This window comes from Rhodoblastus acidophilus (assembly GCF_900187365.1).
Classification (GTDB): Bacteria; Pseudomonadota; Alphaproteobacteria; order Rhizobiales; family Beijerinckiaceae; genus Rhodoblastus; species Rhodoblastus acidophilus.
In genome coordinates this window covers 167,172-184,053 of record NZ_FYDG01000005.1, presented here as the reverse complement: position 1 = coordinate 184,053, position 16,882 = coordinate 167,172, and the positions used below count along the sequence as shown (strand labels likewise).

The following is a 16,882-nucleotide window of genomic DNA, read 5'->3' as shown; positions in this document are numbered from 1 at the left end:
GATTGTGACGGGTCCGTCCCCTTACAGCTCCGGCCTCGCGCCGCGGGCGGTTTTCGAGCGGATAAACTATGCCCTCGTTGAAGGATCTTCGTAACCGCATCGCTTCCGTGAAGGCGACGCAAAAAATCACCAAGGCCATGCAGATGGTCGCGGCGGCAAAGCTTCGCCGTGCGCAGTTGGCCGCGGAAGCCGCGCGTCCCTATGCCGAGCGCATGGAGACCGTGCTGGCGAACCTCGCCTCCGGCATTTCCGGCGGCGGCCCCGCGCTGCTGTCGGGCACGGGCAAGAGCGAGACGCATCTGCTGGTCGTCGCCACCGCCGAGCGCGGCCTGTGCGGCGGCTTCAATTCGTCGATCGTCCGCCTCGCCCGCGAGAAAATCCTGGCGTTGCAGGCCGAGGGCAAGACGGTCAAAATCCTTTGCATCGGCAAGAAGGGTTTTGAGCAGCTCAAGCGCCAGTTCGAGAAACAGATCGTCGAGGTCGTGGACCTTCGCTCGGTGCGTCAGCTCGGCTTCGACAACGCCGATCCGATCGGCCGCAAGATCATCGCCTGGTTCGAAGACGGCCAGTTCGATGTCGCCACGCTGTTCTATTCCAAATTCCGCTCGGTGATCGCGCAGATTCCGACCGCGCAGCAGCTCATTCCGGCCGAGGTCGGCGCGGGCGCCTCCCTGTCCGGCGCTTATGAATATGAGCCGAGCGAAGAGGAAATCCTCGCGACCCTGCTGCCGCGCAACATTTCCGTGCAGATTTTCCGCGCCTTGCTGGAAAACGCCGCTTCGGAGCAGGGCGCCCGCATGAGCGCCATGGACAACGCCACGCGGAACGCGGGTGAAATGATCAAGAAGCAGACGACGATCTATAATCGGTCGCGTCAGGCGATGATCACCAAGGAACTGATCGAAATCATCTCGGGCGCCGAAGCGCTCTGACCGTCATAAAGAATGTGAGGACGAGAAATGGCTAACCTGTCCAAGGGCCGCGTCACCCAGGTCATCGGCGCCGTCGTCGACGTGAAGTTCGACGGTCATCTGCCGGAAATCCTGAACGCGCTCGAAACCAGCAACAACGGCAACCGCCTCGTTCTCGAAGTGGCCCAGCACCTCGGCGAAAGCTCCGTGCGCTGCATCGCCATGGACGTGTCCGAAGGTTTGGTGCGCGGCCAGGAGGTGAGGGACACCGGCGCGCCGATCACGGTGCCGGTCGGCGAGGAATGCCTCGGCCGCATCATCAACGTCATCGGCGAGCCGGTTGACGAAGCCGGCCCGGTCGTGACCGCCGGCAAGCGCGCCATTCACCAGCCGGCGCCGTCCTATGCGGAGCAGGCCACCGACGCGCAGATCCTCGAAACCGGCATCAAGGTCGTCGATCTGCTCGCGCCCTACGCCAAGGGCGGCAAGATCGGCCTGTTCGGCGGCGCGGGCGTCGGCAAGACCGTTCTGATCATGGAGCTGATCAACAACATCGCCAAGGCTCACGGCGGTTATTCGGTGTTCGCCGGCGTCGGCGAGCGCACCCGCGAAGGCAACGACCTCTATCACGAAATGATCGAGGGCGGCGTCAACAAGAACCCGAAGGAAAACAACGGTTCGACCGTCGGCTCCAAGTGCGCCCTCGTGTACGGCCAGATGAACGAGCCTCCGGGAGCCCGCGCCCGCGTCGCGCTGACCGGCCTGACCGTGGCGGAAGACTTCCGCGACAAGGGCCAGGACGTGCTGTTCTTCGTCGACAACATCTTCCGCTTCACCCAGGCGGGCTCGGAAGTGTCCGCGCTGCTCGGCCGCATTCCCTCGGCGGTGGGCTATCAGCCGACCCTCGCCACCGACATGGGTGCGCTGCAGGAACGCATCACCACCACCACCAAGGGCTCGATCACCTCGGTGCAGGCGATTTACGTCCCGGCCGACGACTTGACCGACCCGGCGCCCGCCACCTCCTTCGCCCACTTGGACGCGACCACCGTGTTGTCGCGCTCGATCGCGGAAAAGGGCATCTACCCGGCGGTGGATCCGCTCGACTCGACCTCGCGCATGCTGTCGCCGGCCATCGTCGGCGAGGAGCACTACGACGTCGCCCGTAAGGTGCAGTCCACGCTGCAGCGCTACAAGTCGCTGCAGGACATCATCGCGATTCTCGGCATGGACGAACTGTCCGAAGAGGACAAGCTGGTGGTGGCGCGCGCCCGTAAGATCGAGCGCTTCCTGTCGCAGCCGTTCCACGTCGCGGAAGTGTTCACCGGTTCGCCCGGCAAGCTGGTGTCGCTCGCCGACACGATCAAGGGCTTCAAGGGCCTGGTGAACGGCGATTACGACCACCTGCCGGAAGCCGCTTTCTACATGGTCGGCTCGATCGACGAAGCGGTCGAGAAGGCTCAGAAGCTGGCCGCGCAGGCCGCCTGATTTTCTAAAATTCGGCCCGGCGGATCATCGCCGGGCCGGTTCAATCCGCGCCGAGACGGGTGAAACGCCCGGTTCTGGAGAGTTTTATGGCGACATTTCACTTCGAACTCGTCTCCCCCGAAAAGCTGCTGTATTCGGGTGACGTCGAGGCCGTGGTCGTGCCCGGCGCCGAAGGCCTGTTTACGGTCATGAAGGATCATGCGCCGGCGATGGCCGTGCTCAAGGCCGGCGTCGTCGAGATCGACGAGACCGCCAACAAGAAGACCAAGCTGTTCGTGCGCGGCGGGTTCGCCGATGTGGCGAGCGGCGGCTTGACCATTCTCGCCGAATATTCCAAGCCGCTGGCGGAATTCGACGCCGCCCAGCTGGCTCAGGAAATCAAGAACGCCGAAGAAGATCTGGCCGACGCCAAGACGGAAGAGGCCAAGAAGACGGCCGCGGCGAAGATCGACCAGCTCAACGAGTTGAAGTCGGCTGTCGCCGCCTGAATCTCGGCTTGATCCAAAAGAAAAAAGCGGAGAAAGCCCGTTCGGTCAACGAAGGGGCTTTCTCTTTTTGTTGTAACGCGTTTGCTTTACGCGAACCGGGCTCCACTTCGCTCGAAAACGCTTTCGTGAGCCGCTTTTTTATGCCGGCCGCTCAAACGCGATCATGTAGTTGACGTCGGTGTCGCCCGACAGCCGCCACTGATCCAGCAGCGGATTATAGACCATTCCCGAGCGGTCGATTTCCTTCAGCCCGGCCCGTTGCAGCGGGCGCGTGAGCTCGCCCGGCCGCAGGAATTTTGTCCAGTCGTGCGTGCCCGGCTCGACCCAGCGCAGCAGATATTCGGCGCCGACGATCGCCAGCGCATAGCTTTTCAGCGTGCGGTTCAAGGTCGCGCCGACGAACAATCCGCCGGGACGGACCAGCGACGCGCCGGCGGCCAAAAAACTGTTCACATCCGCGACATGCTCCAGCACCTCCATGGCGAGCACGGCGTCGAACGACTCGCCGGCCTGCGCCAGCGCTTCGACGGTGACCGACCGATAATCAATCGTCAGTCCGCGCAGATCCGCATGGCGGCGCGCGGCGAGAATGTTCTCCTCGGCCGGGTCGATGGCGGTCACTTGGGCGCCGAGCCTGGCCAGCGGCTCCGCCAGCAGGCCGCCGCCGCAGCCAAGATCGACGATGCGCAGGCCGGCGAGCGGCTGCTCAGTGGCGCGCGACCGCGGTTTGTCGCCGTCGGGGAAATGGGCGCAGAGCAAATTGCGCAGGTAGTTGACCCGCGTGGGATTGAATTTGTGCAGGGCGGCTTGCGGTCCGTTCAGGTCCCACCAGAGATCGCCGAGTCGGGCGAAGCGGGCGAGTTCTTCGGGATCAGTGCTGGCGGAGCGATTCTCGGACATTTCCCACTCAATTAAACGGACGCGAAGATTGACAGGCGTCAAGCGCGCCTTCATGTATAGCCGCCCCGCGCGAGCGGAGCGAGAGCTGAAGCGATTCTATCAGGTCATTATGGCGCGTCTGGTCATGAAGTTCGGCGGCACGTCGGTCGCCAATATCGAACGTATCCGAAATGTGGCGCGCCACGTCAAACGGGAGATCGAGGCCGGCTTCGACGTCGCCGTCGTGGTCTCCGCGATGTCCGGCAAGACCAATGAACTGGTCGGCTGGGTCAATGAGTCGCACAGGCAGTACGACCCGCGCGAATATGACGCCGTGGTCGCCTCGGGCGAACAGGTGACCTCCGGGCTGCTCGCGATCGTGCTGCAGGAGATGGGCATTCCCGCCCGGTCCTGGCAGGGCTGGCAGATTCCGATCGAAACCGACGACGCCCACGGCTCCGCGCGCATCGCCCGGATCGACGGCGCGCGGCTGATCGAAGGGTTTTCGCGCAAGGAAGTCGCGGTGATCGCCGGCTTCCAGGGCGTCGATCCCGCCACCGGCCGCATCGCGACGCTGGGGCGGGGCGGGTCCGACACCAGCGCGGTCGCGGTGGCCGCCGCCATTCAGGCGGAACGCTGCGATATCTATACCGACGTCGACGGCGTTTACACCACCGATCCGCGCGTGGTGCCGAAAGCGCGGCGGCTCGACAAGGTGGCGTTCGAGGAAATGCTGGAAATGGCGTCGCTCGGCGCCAAGGTGCTGCAGGTGCGCTCGGTCGAAATGGCCATGGTCCACGGCGTGAGAACTTATGTGCGGTCGTCGTTCGACGATCCCGAGAACCCGAAGCTGGGCACGCTGATTTGCGACGAGGAGGATATTTTGGAACAGCCGGTCGTGACTGGAATCGCCTTCTCCAAGGACGAGGCGCAGCTCACCTTGCGCAAGGTCGCCGACAAGCCCGGCGTCGCCGCGGCGATCTTCCAGCCGCTCGCCGAAGCCAATATCAATGTGGACATGATCATCCAGGTCGTGTCCGACGATGCGGCCCACACCGACATCACCTTCACCGTCCCGGCCGCCGAATTCGAGCGCGCCCGCGCTATTTTGGAAAAGGCGAAGGGCGAGATCGGCTACACCACGCTGCAATCGTCGGGCGATGTGGTGAAAATTTCGGCCATTGGCGTGGGAATGCGCAGCCATGCCGGCATCGCCGCCGCCGCCTTCCGCGCGCTGGCGGAAAAGAAGATCAATATTCGCGCGATCACCACGTCGGAGATCAAATTTTCCGTGTTGATCGACGCCGCATACACGGAATTGGCCGTGCGCACGCTCCATTCGCTCTACGGTCTCGATAAGGGCTGAAGCAACCGGACCTTGCGGTCCGGTCCTTGCATCCTTATTGGTGGCGGAAAGGCGGCGCACGAATCGCCTTGGATAAATCCGCCAGCGGCCGAACAGCCCTCGCCGGTCGGCGCGGACGGATTTGCGGTAGGAAGGTAACGAGCAACACGCTTCCTGCGTGTTCGAGGACGGGACGACATTATGCGCGGCGGTTTGGGCGGACCTCGTCTGCTACTGCGCCGGCTTCGCGAAGTCATGGCGGAGCCGGTGAGCGCGCAGGCGCGTCTCGACCGTATCGTCATTCACATCGCCGCCAATATGGTGGCCGAGGTCTGCTCGGTTTACGTGCAGCGTTCGGACGCCAAACTCGAGCTTTACGCCACCGAGGGTCTGAACCGCGAGGCGGTCCACCTCACCACCATGACCACCGGCGAGGGCCTCGTCGGCCTGATCGCGGAAAAGGCCGAGCCGCTGGCGCTCGCCGACGCCCAGGCGCATCCCGCTTTCAGCTACCGCCCGGAAACGGGCGAGGAAATCTATCAGAGCTTCCTCGGCGTGCCGATCCTGCGCGGCGGCAACACGCTTGGCGTGCTGGTCGTGCAGAATCGGGCGCGCAGAACCTATTCCGAGGAGGAAGTCGAGGCGCTGCAGACCACGGCCATGCTGCTGGCCGAGATGATCGCCTCCGGCGAATTGCAATCGCTGGCGGCGCCCGGCCAGAGCCTGAGCCTGCAAAAACCGATGGCGCTGACGGGGTCGCCGCTTTCGGACGGCGTCGGCCTCGGCCATGTCGTGCTGCATGAGCCGCGCATCATCGTCAAGCAGCTGGTGGCCGAGAATCCCGAGGCGGAAAGCGCCCGGCTCGACTGCGCGATCCAGGCGATGCGCGAGCAGATCGACATGCTGATCGCGCGCGGCGACCGCTATGGCGCCGGCGAGCATCGCGACGTACTGGAAACCGTGCGCATGTTCGCCAACGATCGCGGCTGGATGCGGCGGCTGCGCGAGGCGCTGGAGTCCGGCCTGACGGCCGAGGCGGCGGTGGAGCGGGTGCAGAACGACGCCCGCGCCAAATTGCAGCGCCAGACCGATCCCTATCTGCGCGAGCGGCTGCACGATCTCGACGATCTCGCCAATCGCCTGCTGCAGCAACTCACCGGCGTGGCCCCGCCGCACGGCGGCGCCTTGCCCGACAACGCCATTCTGGTCGCCCGCAACATGGGCCCGGCGGCGCTGCTCGATTACGAGCGGTCCAACCTGCGCGGCCTCGTGCTGGAGGATGGCGGCCCGACCAGCCATGTCGCCATTATCGCGCGCGCCCTGGGCATTCCCGCCGTCGGCGACGTGCCGAATGTGACGGATCTGGTCGAGACCGGCGACGCCATCATTGTCGATGGCGGCTCGGGCGACGTGCAATTGCGGCCGCCGGCGGATGTCGAGACGGCCTATGGCGAGAAGGCGCGGCTGCGCGCCCGCCGGCGCGAGCAATATCACAAGCTGCGCGACATGCCGGCGCTGACGCGCGACGGCGTCGAGATCGGCCTGCATATGAACGCGGGCCTGCTGATCGATTGCCAGCACGCCAGCGAGGTCGGGGCGCAGTCCATCGGCCTGTTCCGCACCGAATTGCAATTCATGGTGGCGCCGAGTTTTCCGCGCCAGTCGCAGCAATATACGCTCTATCGAAAAGTGCTGGACGCCGTCGGCGATCTGCCCGTGACCTTCCGCACGCTGGACATCGGGTCGGACAAGGTCCTGCCCTACATGACCAAGATGGAGGAGGAGAATCCGGCGCTCGGCTGGCGCGCCATCCGCATCGGCCTTGACCGTCCCGGCCTGCTGCGCATGCAGTTGCGTGCGATGCTGCGGGCCGCCGAGGGACGCGGCTTGCGCATCATGTTCCCCATGGTGGCCAAGATCGGCGAATTCGTCGCCGCCCGCGACATTTGCCTGCGCGAGGAGGAGTTTCTGCGCAGCCATGGCTACGCGACCCCCAGCGAATTGAAGCTCGGCGTGATGGTCGAAGTGCCCTCGCTGTTGTGGCAGCTCGACGAGATTTGCCAGCTGGCGGATTTCCTTTCGGTCGGCTCCAACGACCTCACTCAATATCTGTTCGCCGCCGATCGCGACAACAAGCGGGTGTCGGCGCGCTTCGACGACTTGTCGGCGCCCAACCTGCGCGCGCTCAAATCGATCGTCGATGCCGCGGCCCGCTATGGGACGCCGGTGACCCTGTGCGGCGAAATGGGCGGCAAGCCGCTGGAGGCGCTGGCGCTGGCGGCCATCGGCTTCCGCGGCCTGTCGATGACGCCTTCGGCCATCGGCCCGGTCAAGGCGGCGCTGCGCTCGGTCGATCTCTCCGCCCTGCGCGCGGTCTTGACGCCGATGATCGAAAGACTGGATCATTCCGTCTCGATCCGGCAAGAGCTGCAGGCGTTCGCCGAGGCGCATTGCGTTCCGCTCTAGCGATCGTCCCCGCGCCCTTTCCATTGCAAAGTCAAAAATGCTGCCTGCTGACAAACTCGACATCATTCTGCGTCGTCACGAGGAAATCGCGCATCGGCTCGCGGAGGGCGTGGAGGCCGGCGCGTTTTCGACGTTGTCGCGCGAACTCGCCGAACTTGAGCCGGTCGCCGAATCGATTCGCGCCTATCGCGCCCTGTTGGCCGAATGCGCCGATCTCGAAAGTCTGCGCGGCGATCCCTCCGCCGATTCGGACATGCAGGCCCTGGCGGAGGACGAGTTGCCGCTGGTCCGCGAAAAGCTCGCGCAGGCGGAGCTTGCGTTGCGCCTTTCGCTGTTGCCGCGCGATGCGGCGGACGAGAAGGGCGCCATTCTCGAAATCCGCGCGGGCACCGGCGGCGACGAGGCCGCGCTGTTCGCCGGCGACCTGTTCCGCATGTATCAGAAATATGCGGCGCTGCATGGCTGGAAGCTGGAGCTTCTGTCCGCCAGCGAGGGAACCGCCGGCGGCTACAAGGAAATCATCGCGCAGGTGCAGGGCAAGGGCGTGTTCGCCCGGCTGAAATTCGAAAGCGGCGCCCATCGCGTCCAGCGCGTGCCCGCGACCGAAACGCAGGGGCGCATCCACACCTCCGCCGCGACCGTCGCCGTTCTCCCCGAAGCCCAGGAGGTCGATCTCGCCATCGACGACGGCGACCTGCGCATCGATACCATGCGCGCACAGGGCGCTGGCGGCCAGCACGTCAACAAGACGGAATCGGCGATCCGCATCACGCACATTCCCAGCGGTCTGGTGGTGATGATGCAGGAGGAGCGTTCGCAGCACCGCAACAAGGCCAAAGCCATGGAAGTGCTGCGTTCGCGGCTCTATGATCTCGAGCGCCACCGGCTCGACTCCGCGCGCGCCGCCGACCGCAAGGCGCAGGTCGGGTCCGGCGACCGTTCCGAAAGAATTCGCACCTATAACTTCCCGCAAGGGCGCGTCAGCGATCACCGGATCAATCTCACGCTCTACAAGATCGACAAGGTGATGGAGGGCGAGGCGCTGGACGAAATTCTCGATCCGCTGATCGCCGATCATCAGGCGCGTCTGCTGGCGGAAAGCGAGCAGGCGTGAGCCGCGCCGCGCGTGGTTCCCGTCAACTTGTGCGCGTCATATCGTAAAGCTATTCTTAATCAGTCGAGCCGACGTCGAGGGCGTTATGAAAAAAGTCATTCCCGTGATCATGTGTGGCGGCGCTGGCACGCGCGTCTGGCCGGCGTCGCGCGAGACCATGCCCAAGCAGTTCATCGCCCTGCTCGGCGAGCGCTCGACCTTCCAGAATACGTTGCTGCGCCTGAACGCCGAGGCGTTCGACGCGCCGGTGATCGTCACCAACCACGACTACCGCTTCCTCGTCGAGGAGCAGATGGCGCAGGTCGGGATCTCGGGCCAGATCGTGCTGGAGCCCGAGCGGCGCGATTCCGCCGCCGCCGTGGCCATCGCCTGTGAAATCGCGGCGGCGCGCGCGCCCGACGCCGTGGTCGCGGTCTTCGCCGCCGACCATGCGGTGCAGAAGGTCGACGCGTTCCAGGCCCTGTGCCTGAAAGCGGCGGAGGCGGCGGCGCTCGGCCATATCGTCACGCTCGGCATCGCGCCCACCGGGCCGGCCACCGGCTATGGCTACATCCGCCCCGGCGCCGTGGCGGTCGCCGCCGCCGGCGTCGCCAAGGTCGAGGCTTTCGTCGAAAAGCCCGACGCCGCCACCGCGCAGAAATATATCGAGCAGGGCTATCTCTGGAATTCCGGCAATTTCTTCTTCCGCGCCGATGTGATGCGCGACGAACTCGCCGCCTTCGAGCCGGAAATCGCCGCCGCCGCCGCCGAGGCCTTCGCCAGGGCCAAGACCGATCTCGGCTTCCTCGCGCTCGACAAGGAGGCTTTCGCCAAGGCGCCGAAGACCTCGATCGACTATGCCGTAATGGAGCGCACCTCGCACGCCGCCGTCATTCCCGCCGACATCGGCTGGTCGGACGTCGGCACCTGGCAGGCGGTGTGGGAACTGTCCGACAAGGACGATCACGGCAACGCCATTCGCGGCCATGGCGTGGTGGTCGGCGGCGAGAATTGCTACATCCGCGCCGACGACACCCTCACCGCCGTGCTCGGCGTGAATGATGTGATCGTGGTCGCGACCGACGACGCCGTTCTGGTGGTCGGCGCGCAATATGGCGACAAGGTCAAGGATCTGGTCGATGAGCTGAAGCGCCGCAAGCGCAAGGAGGCGCGGGAGCATCGCCGCGTCTATCGTCCCTGGGGCTATTACCAGTCCATCGACGGCGGCGAACGGCATCAGGTCAAGCGCATCGTGGTCAAGCCCGGCCACAAGCTGTCGCTGCAAAAGCATTTTCATCGCGCCGAACATTGGATCGTGGTGCGCGGCGCGGCGGAGGTCACCCGCGACGCCGAGACCGTGATGGTGCATGAGAACGAGTCGATCTACCTGCCGATCGGCAGCGTTCACCGTCTGGTCAATCCCGGCAAGATCGACCTGGAGTTGATCGAGGTGCAGACCGGCTCCTATCTCGGCGAGGACGACATCGTCCGCATCGAGGACGTCTATCACCGCGCCTGACGCGCCAAAAATTGCGAGGCCGAAATGCTGCCCAAGCCCGTCGCCGTCCTTGAGCCCAACACGTTCGAATATGAGCGCCTGCCCCTCGTGAAGCCGACCGGCTTCCGCGAATATGACGCGCGCTGGCTGTTCGGCAAGGAGCTGAACCTGATGGGCGTGCAGGCGCTGGGGCTCGGCCTCGCCACGCTGCTGCATGAAATGGGCGTCAAGCCGCGCCTCGCCACCGGGCACGATTTCCGCTCCTATTCGTCCTCGATCAAGCAGGCGTTGATTTGCGGCCTGATGTCGGGCGGCGTCGAAGTGGTGGACATCGGGCTGGCGCTGTCTCCGATGGCTTATTTCGCCCAATTCGCGCTGGATTGCCCCGCCGTCGCCATGGTCACGGCCTCGCACAATGACAATGGCTGGACCGGGGTGAAGATGGGCGCGCAGCGTCCGGTCACCTTCGGCCCCGACGAGATGGGGCGGCTGCGCGACATCGTGCTGTCGGGCCGGTTCGAGACGCGCTCGGGCGGCTCCTACCAATATGTCGAGAATTTCGGCCGGACCTATCTCGACGATCTCGCGTCCGGCAAAAAACTGACCCGCAAGCTCAAGGTGGTCGCGGCCTGCGGCAATGGCACCGCCGGCGCCTTCGCCCCGCAATTGCTGGAGCGCCTCGGCTGTGAGGTGGTCCCGCTCGACGTGACGCCGGACTACACGTTTCCGCGCTACAATCCCAATCCCGAAGATATGGAAATGCTGCACGCCATGGCCGCCAAGGTGCGCGAGACCGGCGCCGATGTCGGGCTTGGCTTCGATGGCGATGGCGACCGCTGCGGCGTGGTCGACAACCACGGCGACGAGATTTTCGCCGATAAGGTCGGCGTCATGCTGGCGCGCGACCTGTCCAAGCAGCATCGCGGCGCCACCTTTGTGGTCGATGTGAAGTCCACCGGCCTGTTCGCCAGCGATCCCGTGTTAAAAGCGCATGGCGTCAAGACCGATTACTGGAAGACCGGCCACAGCTACATCAAGCGCCGCGTCAACGATTTGCAGGCTTTGGCCGGCTTTGAGAAATCCGGCCATTTCTTCTTCAACGCGCCGGTCGGGCGCGGCTATGACGACGGTCTGCTGACCGCCGTGCATGTGCTGGAAATGCTCGACCGCAATCCCGACAAGAGCATGGCCGATCTCTACGCCGACCTGCCGAAAACCTGGGGCTCGCCCACCATGTCGCCGCATTGCGCCGACGAGGTGAAATATGGCGTGGTGGACAGGGTGACCGCGCGGTTCGAGGCCATGCACGCCGACGGCGAAAAGCTGATCGGCCAGCGCATCGAAAGCCTGGTCACCGTCAACGGCGTGCGCGTCACCGTCGAGGATGGCACCTGGGGGCTGGTGCGCGCCTCCTCCAACAAGCCGGAACTGGTGGTGGTGATCGAAAGCCCGGCTTCGCAGGACAATCTTTACGCCATGTTCAAGGCGGTGGACGCCATCTTGCGCGAGAATCCCGAAGTCGGCGCCTATAATCAGACGATCTGAGCGGAAACCCGGAGCGATCCGGGTTTTCTTTCGTCCGACTTATCGAAAAAAGCGATCACAAAATCGTGTATTGTTTGCTTGCGTCGAACAGTCCTGTTTGTGCATTATCTCAGCGTGCCTACAGCCAGTCCATTTGGATCAGCCATGAACACGCGAGTCCTCACCAATCCTCAGTTGCTGACCGACCAATCCCGGGCGACGGCGCGCGCCGTGCTCGACGGCGAGCGCAAGGGCTGGCGCGCCGCTTTCGCCTTCGCCGGTCCCGCGGTGATCGCCTCCATCGCCTATATGGATCCCGGCAATTTCGCCACCAACATCCAGGCCGGCGCCAAATATGGCTATGGCCTGCTCTGGGTGGTGCTGCTGGCCAATGTCGTGGCCATGGTGTTCCAGGCCCTGTCGGCCAAGCTCGGCATTGTCACGGGCAAGAATCTCGCGGAGATGTGCCGCGACCAGTTTCCCAAGCCCGTGGTCTGGCTGCTGTGGGGCGTCAGCGAAATCGCGGCCATGGCCACCGATCTCGCCGAGTTTCTGGGCGGCGCCATCGGCTTTTCCCTGCTGCTCAACGTGCCGCTGATGGTCGGCATGGCCATCACCGCCATATTGTCCTACGGTCTGCTGTCGCTGGAGCGTTTCGGCTTCCGCCCGCTGGAGCTGGCGATCGGCCTGCTGGTGGCGATCATCGGCCTGTCCTATATCGCCGAACTGTTCGTCGCCCCGATCCATTGGGCGGGCGTGGGCGCGGGCCTGACCACGCCGCATCTGGCGGACGCCGGCGCGCTGACGCTGGCGGTCGGGATCATCGGCGCCACCGTGATGCCGCACGCCCTGTTCCTGCATTCCGGCCTGACGCAAAACCGCACGCCCTCCAACGGCGTTGAGGAGAAGCGCACGCTGATCCGCTTCTCCAACCGCGAAACCTTCATCGCCCTGGCGTTTGCCGGCTTCGTCAACATGGCCATGGTGGCGGTCGCCGCCGCCGCCTTTCACGCCGGCGCCAGCGATGTCGCGGAGATCGAGACCGCCTACAAGACGTTGACGCCTTTGCTGGGCGGCGCGGCGGCCAGCGTTTTCCTGCTGTCGCTGATCGCCTCGGGCCTGTCGTCCTCGACGGTCGGGACCATGGCCGGGCAGATGGTGATGCAGGGCTTTGTCGGCTTCCGCATTCCCGTGCTGCTGCGCCGGCTGATCACCATGATTCCCGCCTTCATCGTGGTCTGGCTGGGGGCGGACGCCACGCATTCGCTGGTGTTGAGCCAGGTGGTGTTGAGCGTGGCGCTGCCGGCGCCGATGATCGCGCTGCTGCTGTTCACCGGACGGCGCGCGCTGATGGGGCCGTTCGTCAACAACCGGGCGCTGCAATGGGGCGCCGGCGTGGCGGCGGCGGCGGTCCTGGTCTTGAACGGGGTGCTGATCGCGCAAGCCCTGGGTTGCGAAATTCCCGGATTCCCCAGCTGAATTTTGCTTTAGTCTCAGGCCGAAGCCGCCGGTCCCCAAGCCGGTCCCCAAGAGGGGCCGGCGGCGCGACTGAGGAGCATCCATGACCGATATACTCGGCTTCGCCGCCCAGGGCCGCAAGCAGCCGCTGGGTCCGTGGCGATTCGCCCGCCGCGCCCTGCGCGCCGACGACGTGCAGATCGACATCAAATATTGCGGCGTCTGCCATTCCGACCTGCACCAGATCGACGACGACTGGGGCATCGCGTTCTATCCGCTCGTGCCCGGCCACGAGATCATCGGAATCGTCTCGGCGGTCGGGCCGAAAGCGGTGCGCTTCAAGGTCGGCGACCGCGTCGGCGTCGGCTGCATGGTCGACTCGTGCCAGGCCTGCGACCCCTGCGCCAAGGGGCTGGAGCAATATTGCGAATCGCTTCCCGTTTACACCTATGCCGCCCGCGACCGGCATGACGGGTCGCCGACCTATGGCGGCTATTCCGAAAAGATCGTGGTGACCGAAAAATTCGTGGTGCGCGTGCCGGAAACGCTCGATCTCGCCGGCGCCGCGCCGCTGCTGTGCGCGGGCGTCACCACCTGGTCGCCGCTGCGGCATTGGAAGGTCGGGCCGGGCAGCCGCGTCGGGGTGATCGGCTTGGGCGGTCTCGGCCATATGGCGCTGAAGCTCGCCAAGGCGCTTGGAGCCGAGGCGACGCTGTTCACCCGCTCGCCCGGCAAGGAGGCCGACGCCCGCCGCCTCGGCGCGGAACAGGTGGTTCTGTCCACCGATCCCGCGCAGATGAAGGCTGTGGCCAACAGGTTCGATCTGATCATCGACACCGTGCCCAACGACCACGACGTCAACCCCTATCTGCCGACGCTGGCGCTGGACGGAACGCTGGTTCTCGTCGGCTTCGTCGGGCAGGGCAAGGATGCGCTCAGCACGGTGCCGCTGGTGTTCGGCCGGCGCTCGGTGGCCGGCTCGATCATCGGCGGCATCCGCGAAACCCAGGAAATGCTCGATTTCTGCGGCAAGCACGGCATCCACGCCGATATCGAGACGATCCGGATGCAGGACATCAACGACGCCTACCAGCGCATGACGAAAAGCGACGTCAAATATCGCTTCGTCATCGATATGGCGTCGCTGGCCGCTTAACGGGTGTAGCGCGCGCTCCGCGTCCGCAGGGTGACCAACTCTTCGGCCGCGGAGGGATGCAGCGCCATGGTCGCGTCGAAATCGGCTTTTTTCGCGCCGAGACGCAGCGAAATCGCCAGGGTCTGCGCCATTTCGCCGGCGTCCTCGCCCAAAATGTGGACGCCGAGCACGCGGTCGCTGTCGCCATCGACCACGATTTTCATGCGGGTGCGCCCCGCGCCGCCGGAAATGGTCGCCTTCATCGGCCGGAACGCCGTCTGGTAAATATCGACAATGGCGTATTTTTCCCGCGCCTCGGCTTCGGTCAGGCCGACCGTGCCGATTTCCGGCGTGGTGAACACGGCGGTCGGAATGAACGCGTAATCGACGCTCTGCACGCCGCCGCCGAATAGCCGGTCCGCCAGCAGATGGCCTTCGCGGATCGCCACCGGGGTCAGGTTGATGCGATGGGTGACGTCCCCGACGGCGTGGATCGAGGGTACATTGGTGGCGCTTTCGTCATTGACGCGGATCGCGCCGTTCCACTCCAGTTCGACGCCGGCCTGTTCCAGCCCGAGTCCGGCTGTGTGGGGCGCGCGTCCCGTGGCCACCAGAACCTGGTCGGCGACAAGCCCCTCGCCGTTGGACAATTTCACGCCCAAGCCCTTGGCGGTCTTTTCGATCGCCGTCGGCAGCACGCCGGCCAATTGCCGCACGCCCGCCGCCGTCAGTTCTTCGCTCAAACCCTCGCGCATAAAATCGTCAAAGCCGCGCAAAATGCGGTCGGCGCGGAACAGCAGCGTCACGTCCGCGCCGAGGCGGGCGAAAATGCTGGCGAATTCCACCGCGATATAGCCGCTGCCGACAATGACGAGTTTTTGCGGGAAATCCGGCAGGTCGAACACCTCGTTGGAGGAGATGGCGTGTTCGATTCCCGGAATTTCCGGGTGCATCTGCGGCGCGCCGCCGGTCGCCACCAGAATATGCCGGGCGGTCAGGCGGCGGCCGGAACCGACCAGCCGGATTTCGTTCGGCCCGGCGACCTCCGCGCGCTCCTGAACGATCTCCACGCTGGATTTGGCGAGATTGGCCGCATAGAGCCCGGACAAGCGGGTAATCTCGGCTTCCTTGGCGGCGACCAGCTTGCGCCAGTCGAATTCCGGCTTGCCCGGCAGGCGCCAGCCAAAGCTTTCGGCCGCAGCGAAATCGCCGGCGAAGCGCGAGGCGTAGACATAGAGTTTTTTCGGCACGCAGCCGCGAATGACGCAGGTTCCGCCAATGCGGAATTCCTCGGCCACCATCACCTTGGCGCCATGGTTGGCGGCGATGCGCGCGGCGCGCACGCCGCCCGAGCCGGCGCCGATGACGAACAGATCGACGTCATATCCAGTCATCTAGAAATCCTTGCCTTTGGCGCGCAGCTTTTCGCGCAATCGGGTCATCAGGCTGACCGAAGCCGCGCCGCGCCATTGCGACACCGCCAGACCGAGATCGCCCAGCAGCGCCGGTTGCGCCGCCACATAGGCCTTGCCCGACGCGCCGCCGAAGAACACGGCGCAATCGGCGAGTTCGCGCCGCGACAGTTTTTGCGCGTAGAGCGCGGCGGCCCGCGTCGTCATCGCATCGGTCTCGGCGTCGAAATCCGGCTGCATTTCGGACAAAGCCGTCTGCAGATCCTTGGCGAGTTCCGGGCGGGTTGTGGCGCCGCGCGCCATGTCGGCGCGCATGGCGTCGGTCAGCGCGCGGAACGAGCGCGCGAGGCCGGAGCTTTCGACCACCAACCGCGCCAGCCGCAGCGAATCCGCTTCAGGCGCCGCGTCTTCGGCGTGGACAGGGAGGGCGAGCGCGAGCGCCAGCAGCGCGGCGAACAGGGGGCGCATGGGTCAGGCCGAGAGATCGCCCAACACGCGAATCCCCGCAGCGTCGGCGATGATCACGGCCGTGGCCAGACCGATGAACAGCCCGTGCTCGACCACGCCGGGAATGGCGTTGAGGGCCAAAGCGAGTCCGTCGGCGTCGGGAATGACGCCGAAATCGCAATCGAAAATGGCGTTGCCGCCATCGGTGAGGAAACGCCCGCCGTCCGCCGTCTTGCGCAGCACGATCGGGCCGGCGCAGCCGGTCGCCTTGGCCGCGGCCTCGATTTTGCGGGCGGTCGCGGTGAGGCCGAACAGGTCGGCTTCGACCGGCAGCTTGAACTTGCCGAGCAACTTCACCTCTTTCGAGGCGTCGGTGATCACCACCATGCGTTTTGACGACGAAGCCACAATCTTTTCGCGTAAAAGCGCGCCGCCGCCGCCCTTGACCAGTCGCAGCGCCGGATCGAATTCGTCGGCGCCGTCCACGGTGAGGTCGAGCTCCGGAGTCTCGTCGAGCGTCGACAGCTTGATGTTCCAACCCTGCGCCTGCAGGCGGGTGCGTTCGGACGTGGGCACGCAGACCACATCGAGTCCGTCGCGGACCTTTTCGCCGACGCAATCGACGAAATGGGCGGCGGTGGAGCCGGTGCCGAGGCCGAGCTTCATGCCCGGCTTCACCAGGGCGGCGGCGCGCTCGGCGGCCAATCGTTTCAATTGTTCGACGGGAGAAAGGGACAA

General features: G+C 65.1%; 14 protein-coding genes. 10 read left to right on the top strand and 4 right to left on the bottom strand.

What is annotated here, in order from left to right; translation table 11 throughout:
* Positions 1-68 precede the first annotated feature (68 nt).
* The 3 genes from CFB24_RS12505 (at position 69) to CFB24_RS12495 (ending at position 2,887) form a co-directional block, all read left to right on the top strand.
* On the top strand, positions 69-932 hold the full coding sequence (locus CFB24_RS12505) for a F0F1 ATP synthase subunit gamma (protein ID WP_088520943.1): 864 nt from the start codon (positions 69-71) through the stop codon (positions 930-932).
* Positions 933-959: 27 nt separating this feature from the next.
* Positions 960-2,399, top strand: a complete 1,440-nt coding sequence (gene atpD / locus CFB24_RS12500; protein ID WP_088520942.1) for a F0F1 ATP synthase subunit beta — start codon at positions 960-962, stop codon at positions 2,397-2,399.
* 86 nt (positions 2,400-2,485) lie between these two features.
* Positions 2,486-2,887, top strand: coding sequence for a F0F1 ATP synthase subunit epsilon (locus CFB24_RS12495; protein WP_088520941.1), 402 nt, complete (start codon positions 2,486-2,488; stop codon positions 2,885-2,887).
* A gap of 138 nt (positions 2,888-3,025) precedes the next feature.
* Here the strand turns inward: CFB24_RS12495 and ubiG are convergent, their stop codons facing one another.
* On the bottom strand, positions 3,026-3,787 hold the full coding sequence (gene ubiG / locus CFB24_RS12490; protein WP_088521024.1) for a bifunctional 2-polyprenyl-6-hydroxyphenol methylase/3-demethylubiquinol 3-O-methyltransferase UbiG: 762 nt from the start codon (positions 3,785-3,787) through the stop codon (positions 3,026-3,028).
* A gap of 109 nt (positions 3,788-3,896) precedes the next feature.
* Here ubiG and CFB24_RS12485 point away from each other — a divergent pair, with 109 nt between their 5' ends.
* The 7 genes from CFB24_RS12485 to CFB24_RS12455 all read left to right on the top strand — a co-directional run bounded on the left by CFB24_RS12485 (position 3,897) and on the right by CFB24_RS12455 (position 14,306).
* Positions 3,897-5,132, top strand: coding sequence for an aspartate kinase (locus tag CFB24_RS12485; protein WP_088521023.1), 1,236 nt, complete (start codon positions 3,897-3,899; stop codon positions 5,130-5,132).
* 180 nt (positions 5,133-5,312) lie between these two features.
* The gene (gene ptsP, locus CFB24_RS12480) at positions 5,313-7,577 is read left to right on the top strand and encodes a phosphoenolpyruvate--protein phosphotransferase (RefSeq protein WP_088520940.1); all 2,265 of its coding nucleotides are present in this window, start codon (positions 5,313-5,315) and stop codon (positions 7,575-7,577) included.
* Positions 7,578-7,614: 37 nt separating this feature from the next.
* Positions 7,615-8,691, top strand: coding sequence for a peptide chain release factor 1 (prfA, locus tag CFB24_RS12475; protein ID WP_088520939.1), 1,077 nt, complete (start codon positions 7,615-7,617; stop codon positions 8,689-8,691).
* A gap of 85 nt (positions 8,692-8,776) precedes the next feature.
* Positions 8,777-10,189, top strand: a complete 1,413-nt coding sequence (locus CFB24_RS12470; RefSeq protein WP_088520938.1) for a mannose-1-phosphate guanylyltransferase/mannose-6-phosphate isomerase — start codon at positions 8,777-8,779, stop codon at positions 10,187-10,189.
* Between the two features lie 24 nt (positions 10,190-10,213).
* A complete protein-coding gene (locus CFB24_RS12465; RefSeq protein WP_088520937.1) occupies positions 10,214-11,713 on the top strand; it encodes a phosphomannomutase/phosphoglucomutase in 1,500 nt (499 codons plus the stop codon).
* 144 nt (positions 11,714-11,857) lie between these two features.
* Positions 11,858-13,171 (top strand): Nramp family divalent metal transporter, encoded by a 1,314-nt coding sequence (locus tag CFB24_RS12460; RefSeq protein ID WP_088520936.1) that lies wholly within the window; start codon positions 11,858-11,860, stop codon positions 13,169-13,171.
* Positions 13,172-13,253: 82 nt separating this feature from the next.
* Complete coding sequence (locus CFB24_RS12455; protein ID WP_088520935.1) at positions 13,254-14,306, top strand: NAD(P)-dependent alcohol dehydrogenase; 1,053 nt, start codon at positions 13,254-13,256, stop codon at positions 14,304-14,306.
* Here the strand turns inward: CFB24_RS12455 and gor are convergent.
* From gor to rpiA, 3 genes are read right to left on the bottom strand one after another with little or no spacing between them, the layout of a single operon-like run.
* Positions 14,303-15,679: a glutathione-disulfide reductase gene (gene gor, locus CFB24_RS12450; RefSeq protein WP_088520934.1), complete on the bottom strand. Its 1,377-nt coding sequence runs from the start codon at positions 15,677-15,679 to the stop codon at positions 14,303-14,305. The two genes, CFB24_RS12455 and gor, sit on opposite strands and share 4 nt — an antisense overlap.
* A complete protein-coding gene (locus CFB24_RS12445; RefSeq protein WP_088520933.1) occupies positions 15,680-16,165 on the bottom strand; it encodes a DUF2059 domain-containing protein in 486 nt (161 codons plus the stop codon). It abuts the gene before it with no gap.
* Positions 16,166-16,168: 3 nt separating this feature from the next.
* On the bottom strand, positions 16,169-16,882 hold the full coding sequence (gene rpiA / locus CFB24_RS12440; RefSeq protein WP_170068146.1) for a ribose-5-phosphate isomerase RpiA: 714 nt from the start codon (positions 16,880-16,882) through the stop codon (positions 16,169-16,171).

Bases quoted from the DNA above. Each gene is read 5' to 3' on its own strand.
- CFB24_RS12505 (WP_088520943.1), top strand. From the start codon at position 69: ATGCCCTCGTTGAAGGATCTTCGTAACCGCATCGCTTCCGTGAAGGCG.
- atpD (WP_088520942.1), top strand. From the start codon at position 960: ATGGCTAACCTGTCCAAGGGCCGCGTCACCCAGGTCATCGGCGCCGTC.
- CFB24_RS12495 (WP_088520941.1), top strand. From the start codon at position 2,486: ATGGCGACATTTCACTTCGAACTCGTCTCCCCCGAAAAGCTGCTGTAT.
- ubiG (WP_088521024.1), bottom strand. From the start codon at position 3,787: ATGTCCGAGAATCGCTCCGCCAGCACTGATCCCGAAGAACTCGCCCGC.
- CFB24_RS12485 (WP_088521023.1), top strand. From the start codon at position 3,897: ATGGCGCGTCTGGTCATGAAGTTCGGCGGCACGTCGGTCGCCAATATC.
- ptsP (WP_088520940.1), top strand. From the start codon at position 5,313: ATGCGCGGCGGTTTGGGCGGACCTCGTCTGCTACTGCGCCGGCTTCGC.
- prfA (WP_088520939.1), top strand. From the start codon at position 7,615: ATGCTGCCTGCTGACAAACTCGACATCATTCTGCGTCGTCACGAGGAA.
- CFB24_RS12470 (WP_088520938.1), top strand. From the start codon at position 8,777: ATGAAAAAAGTCATTCCCGTGATCATGTGTGGCGGCGCTGGCACGCGC.
- CFB24_RS12465 (WP_088520937.1), top strand. From the start codon at position 10,214: ATGCTGCCCAAGCCCGTCGCCGTCCTTGAGCCCAACACGTTCGAATAT.
- CFB24_RS12460 (WP_088520936.1), top strand. From the start codon at position 11,858: ATGAACACGCGAGTCCTCACCAATCCTCAGTTGCTGACCGACCAATCC.
- CFB24_RS12455 (WP_088520935.1), top strand. From the start codon at position 13,254: ATGACCGATATACTCGGCTTCGCCGCCCAGGGCCGCAAGCAGCCGCTG.
- gor (WP_088520934.1), bottom strand. From the start codon at position 15,679: ATGACTGGATATGACGTCGATCTGTTCGTCATCGGCGCCGGCTCGGGC.
- CFB24_RS12445 (WP_088520933.1), bottom strand. From the start codon at position 16,165: ATGCGCCCCCTGTTCGCCGCGCTGCTGGCGCTCGCGCTCGCCCTCCCT.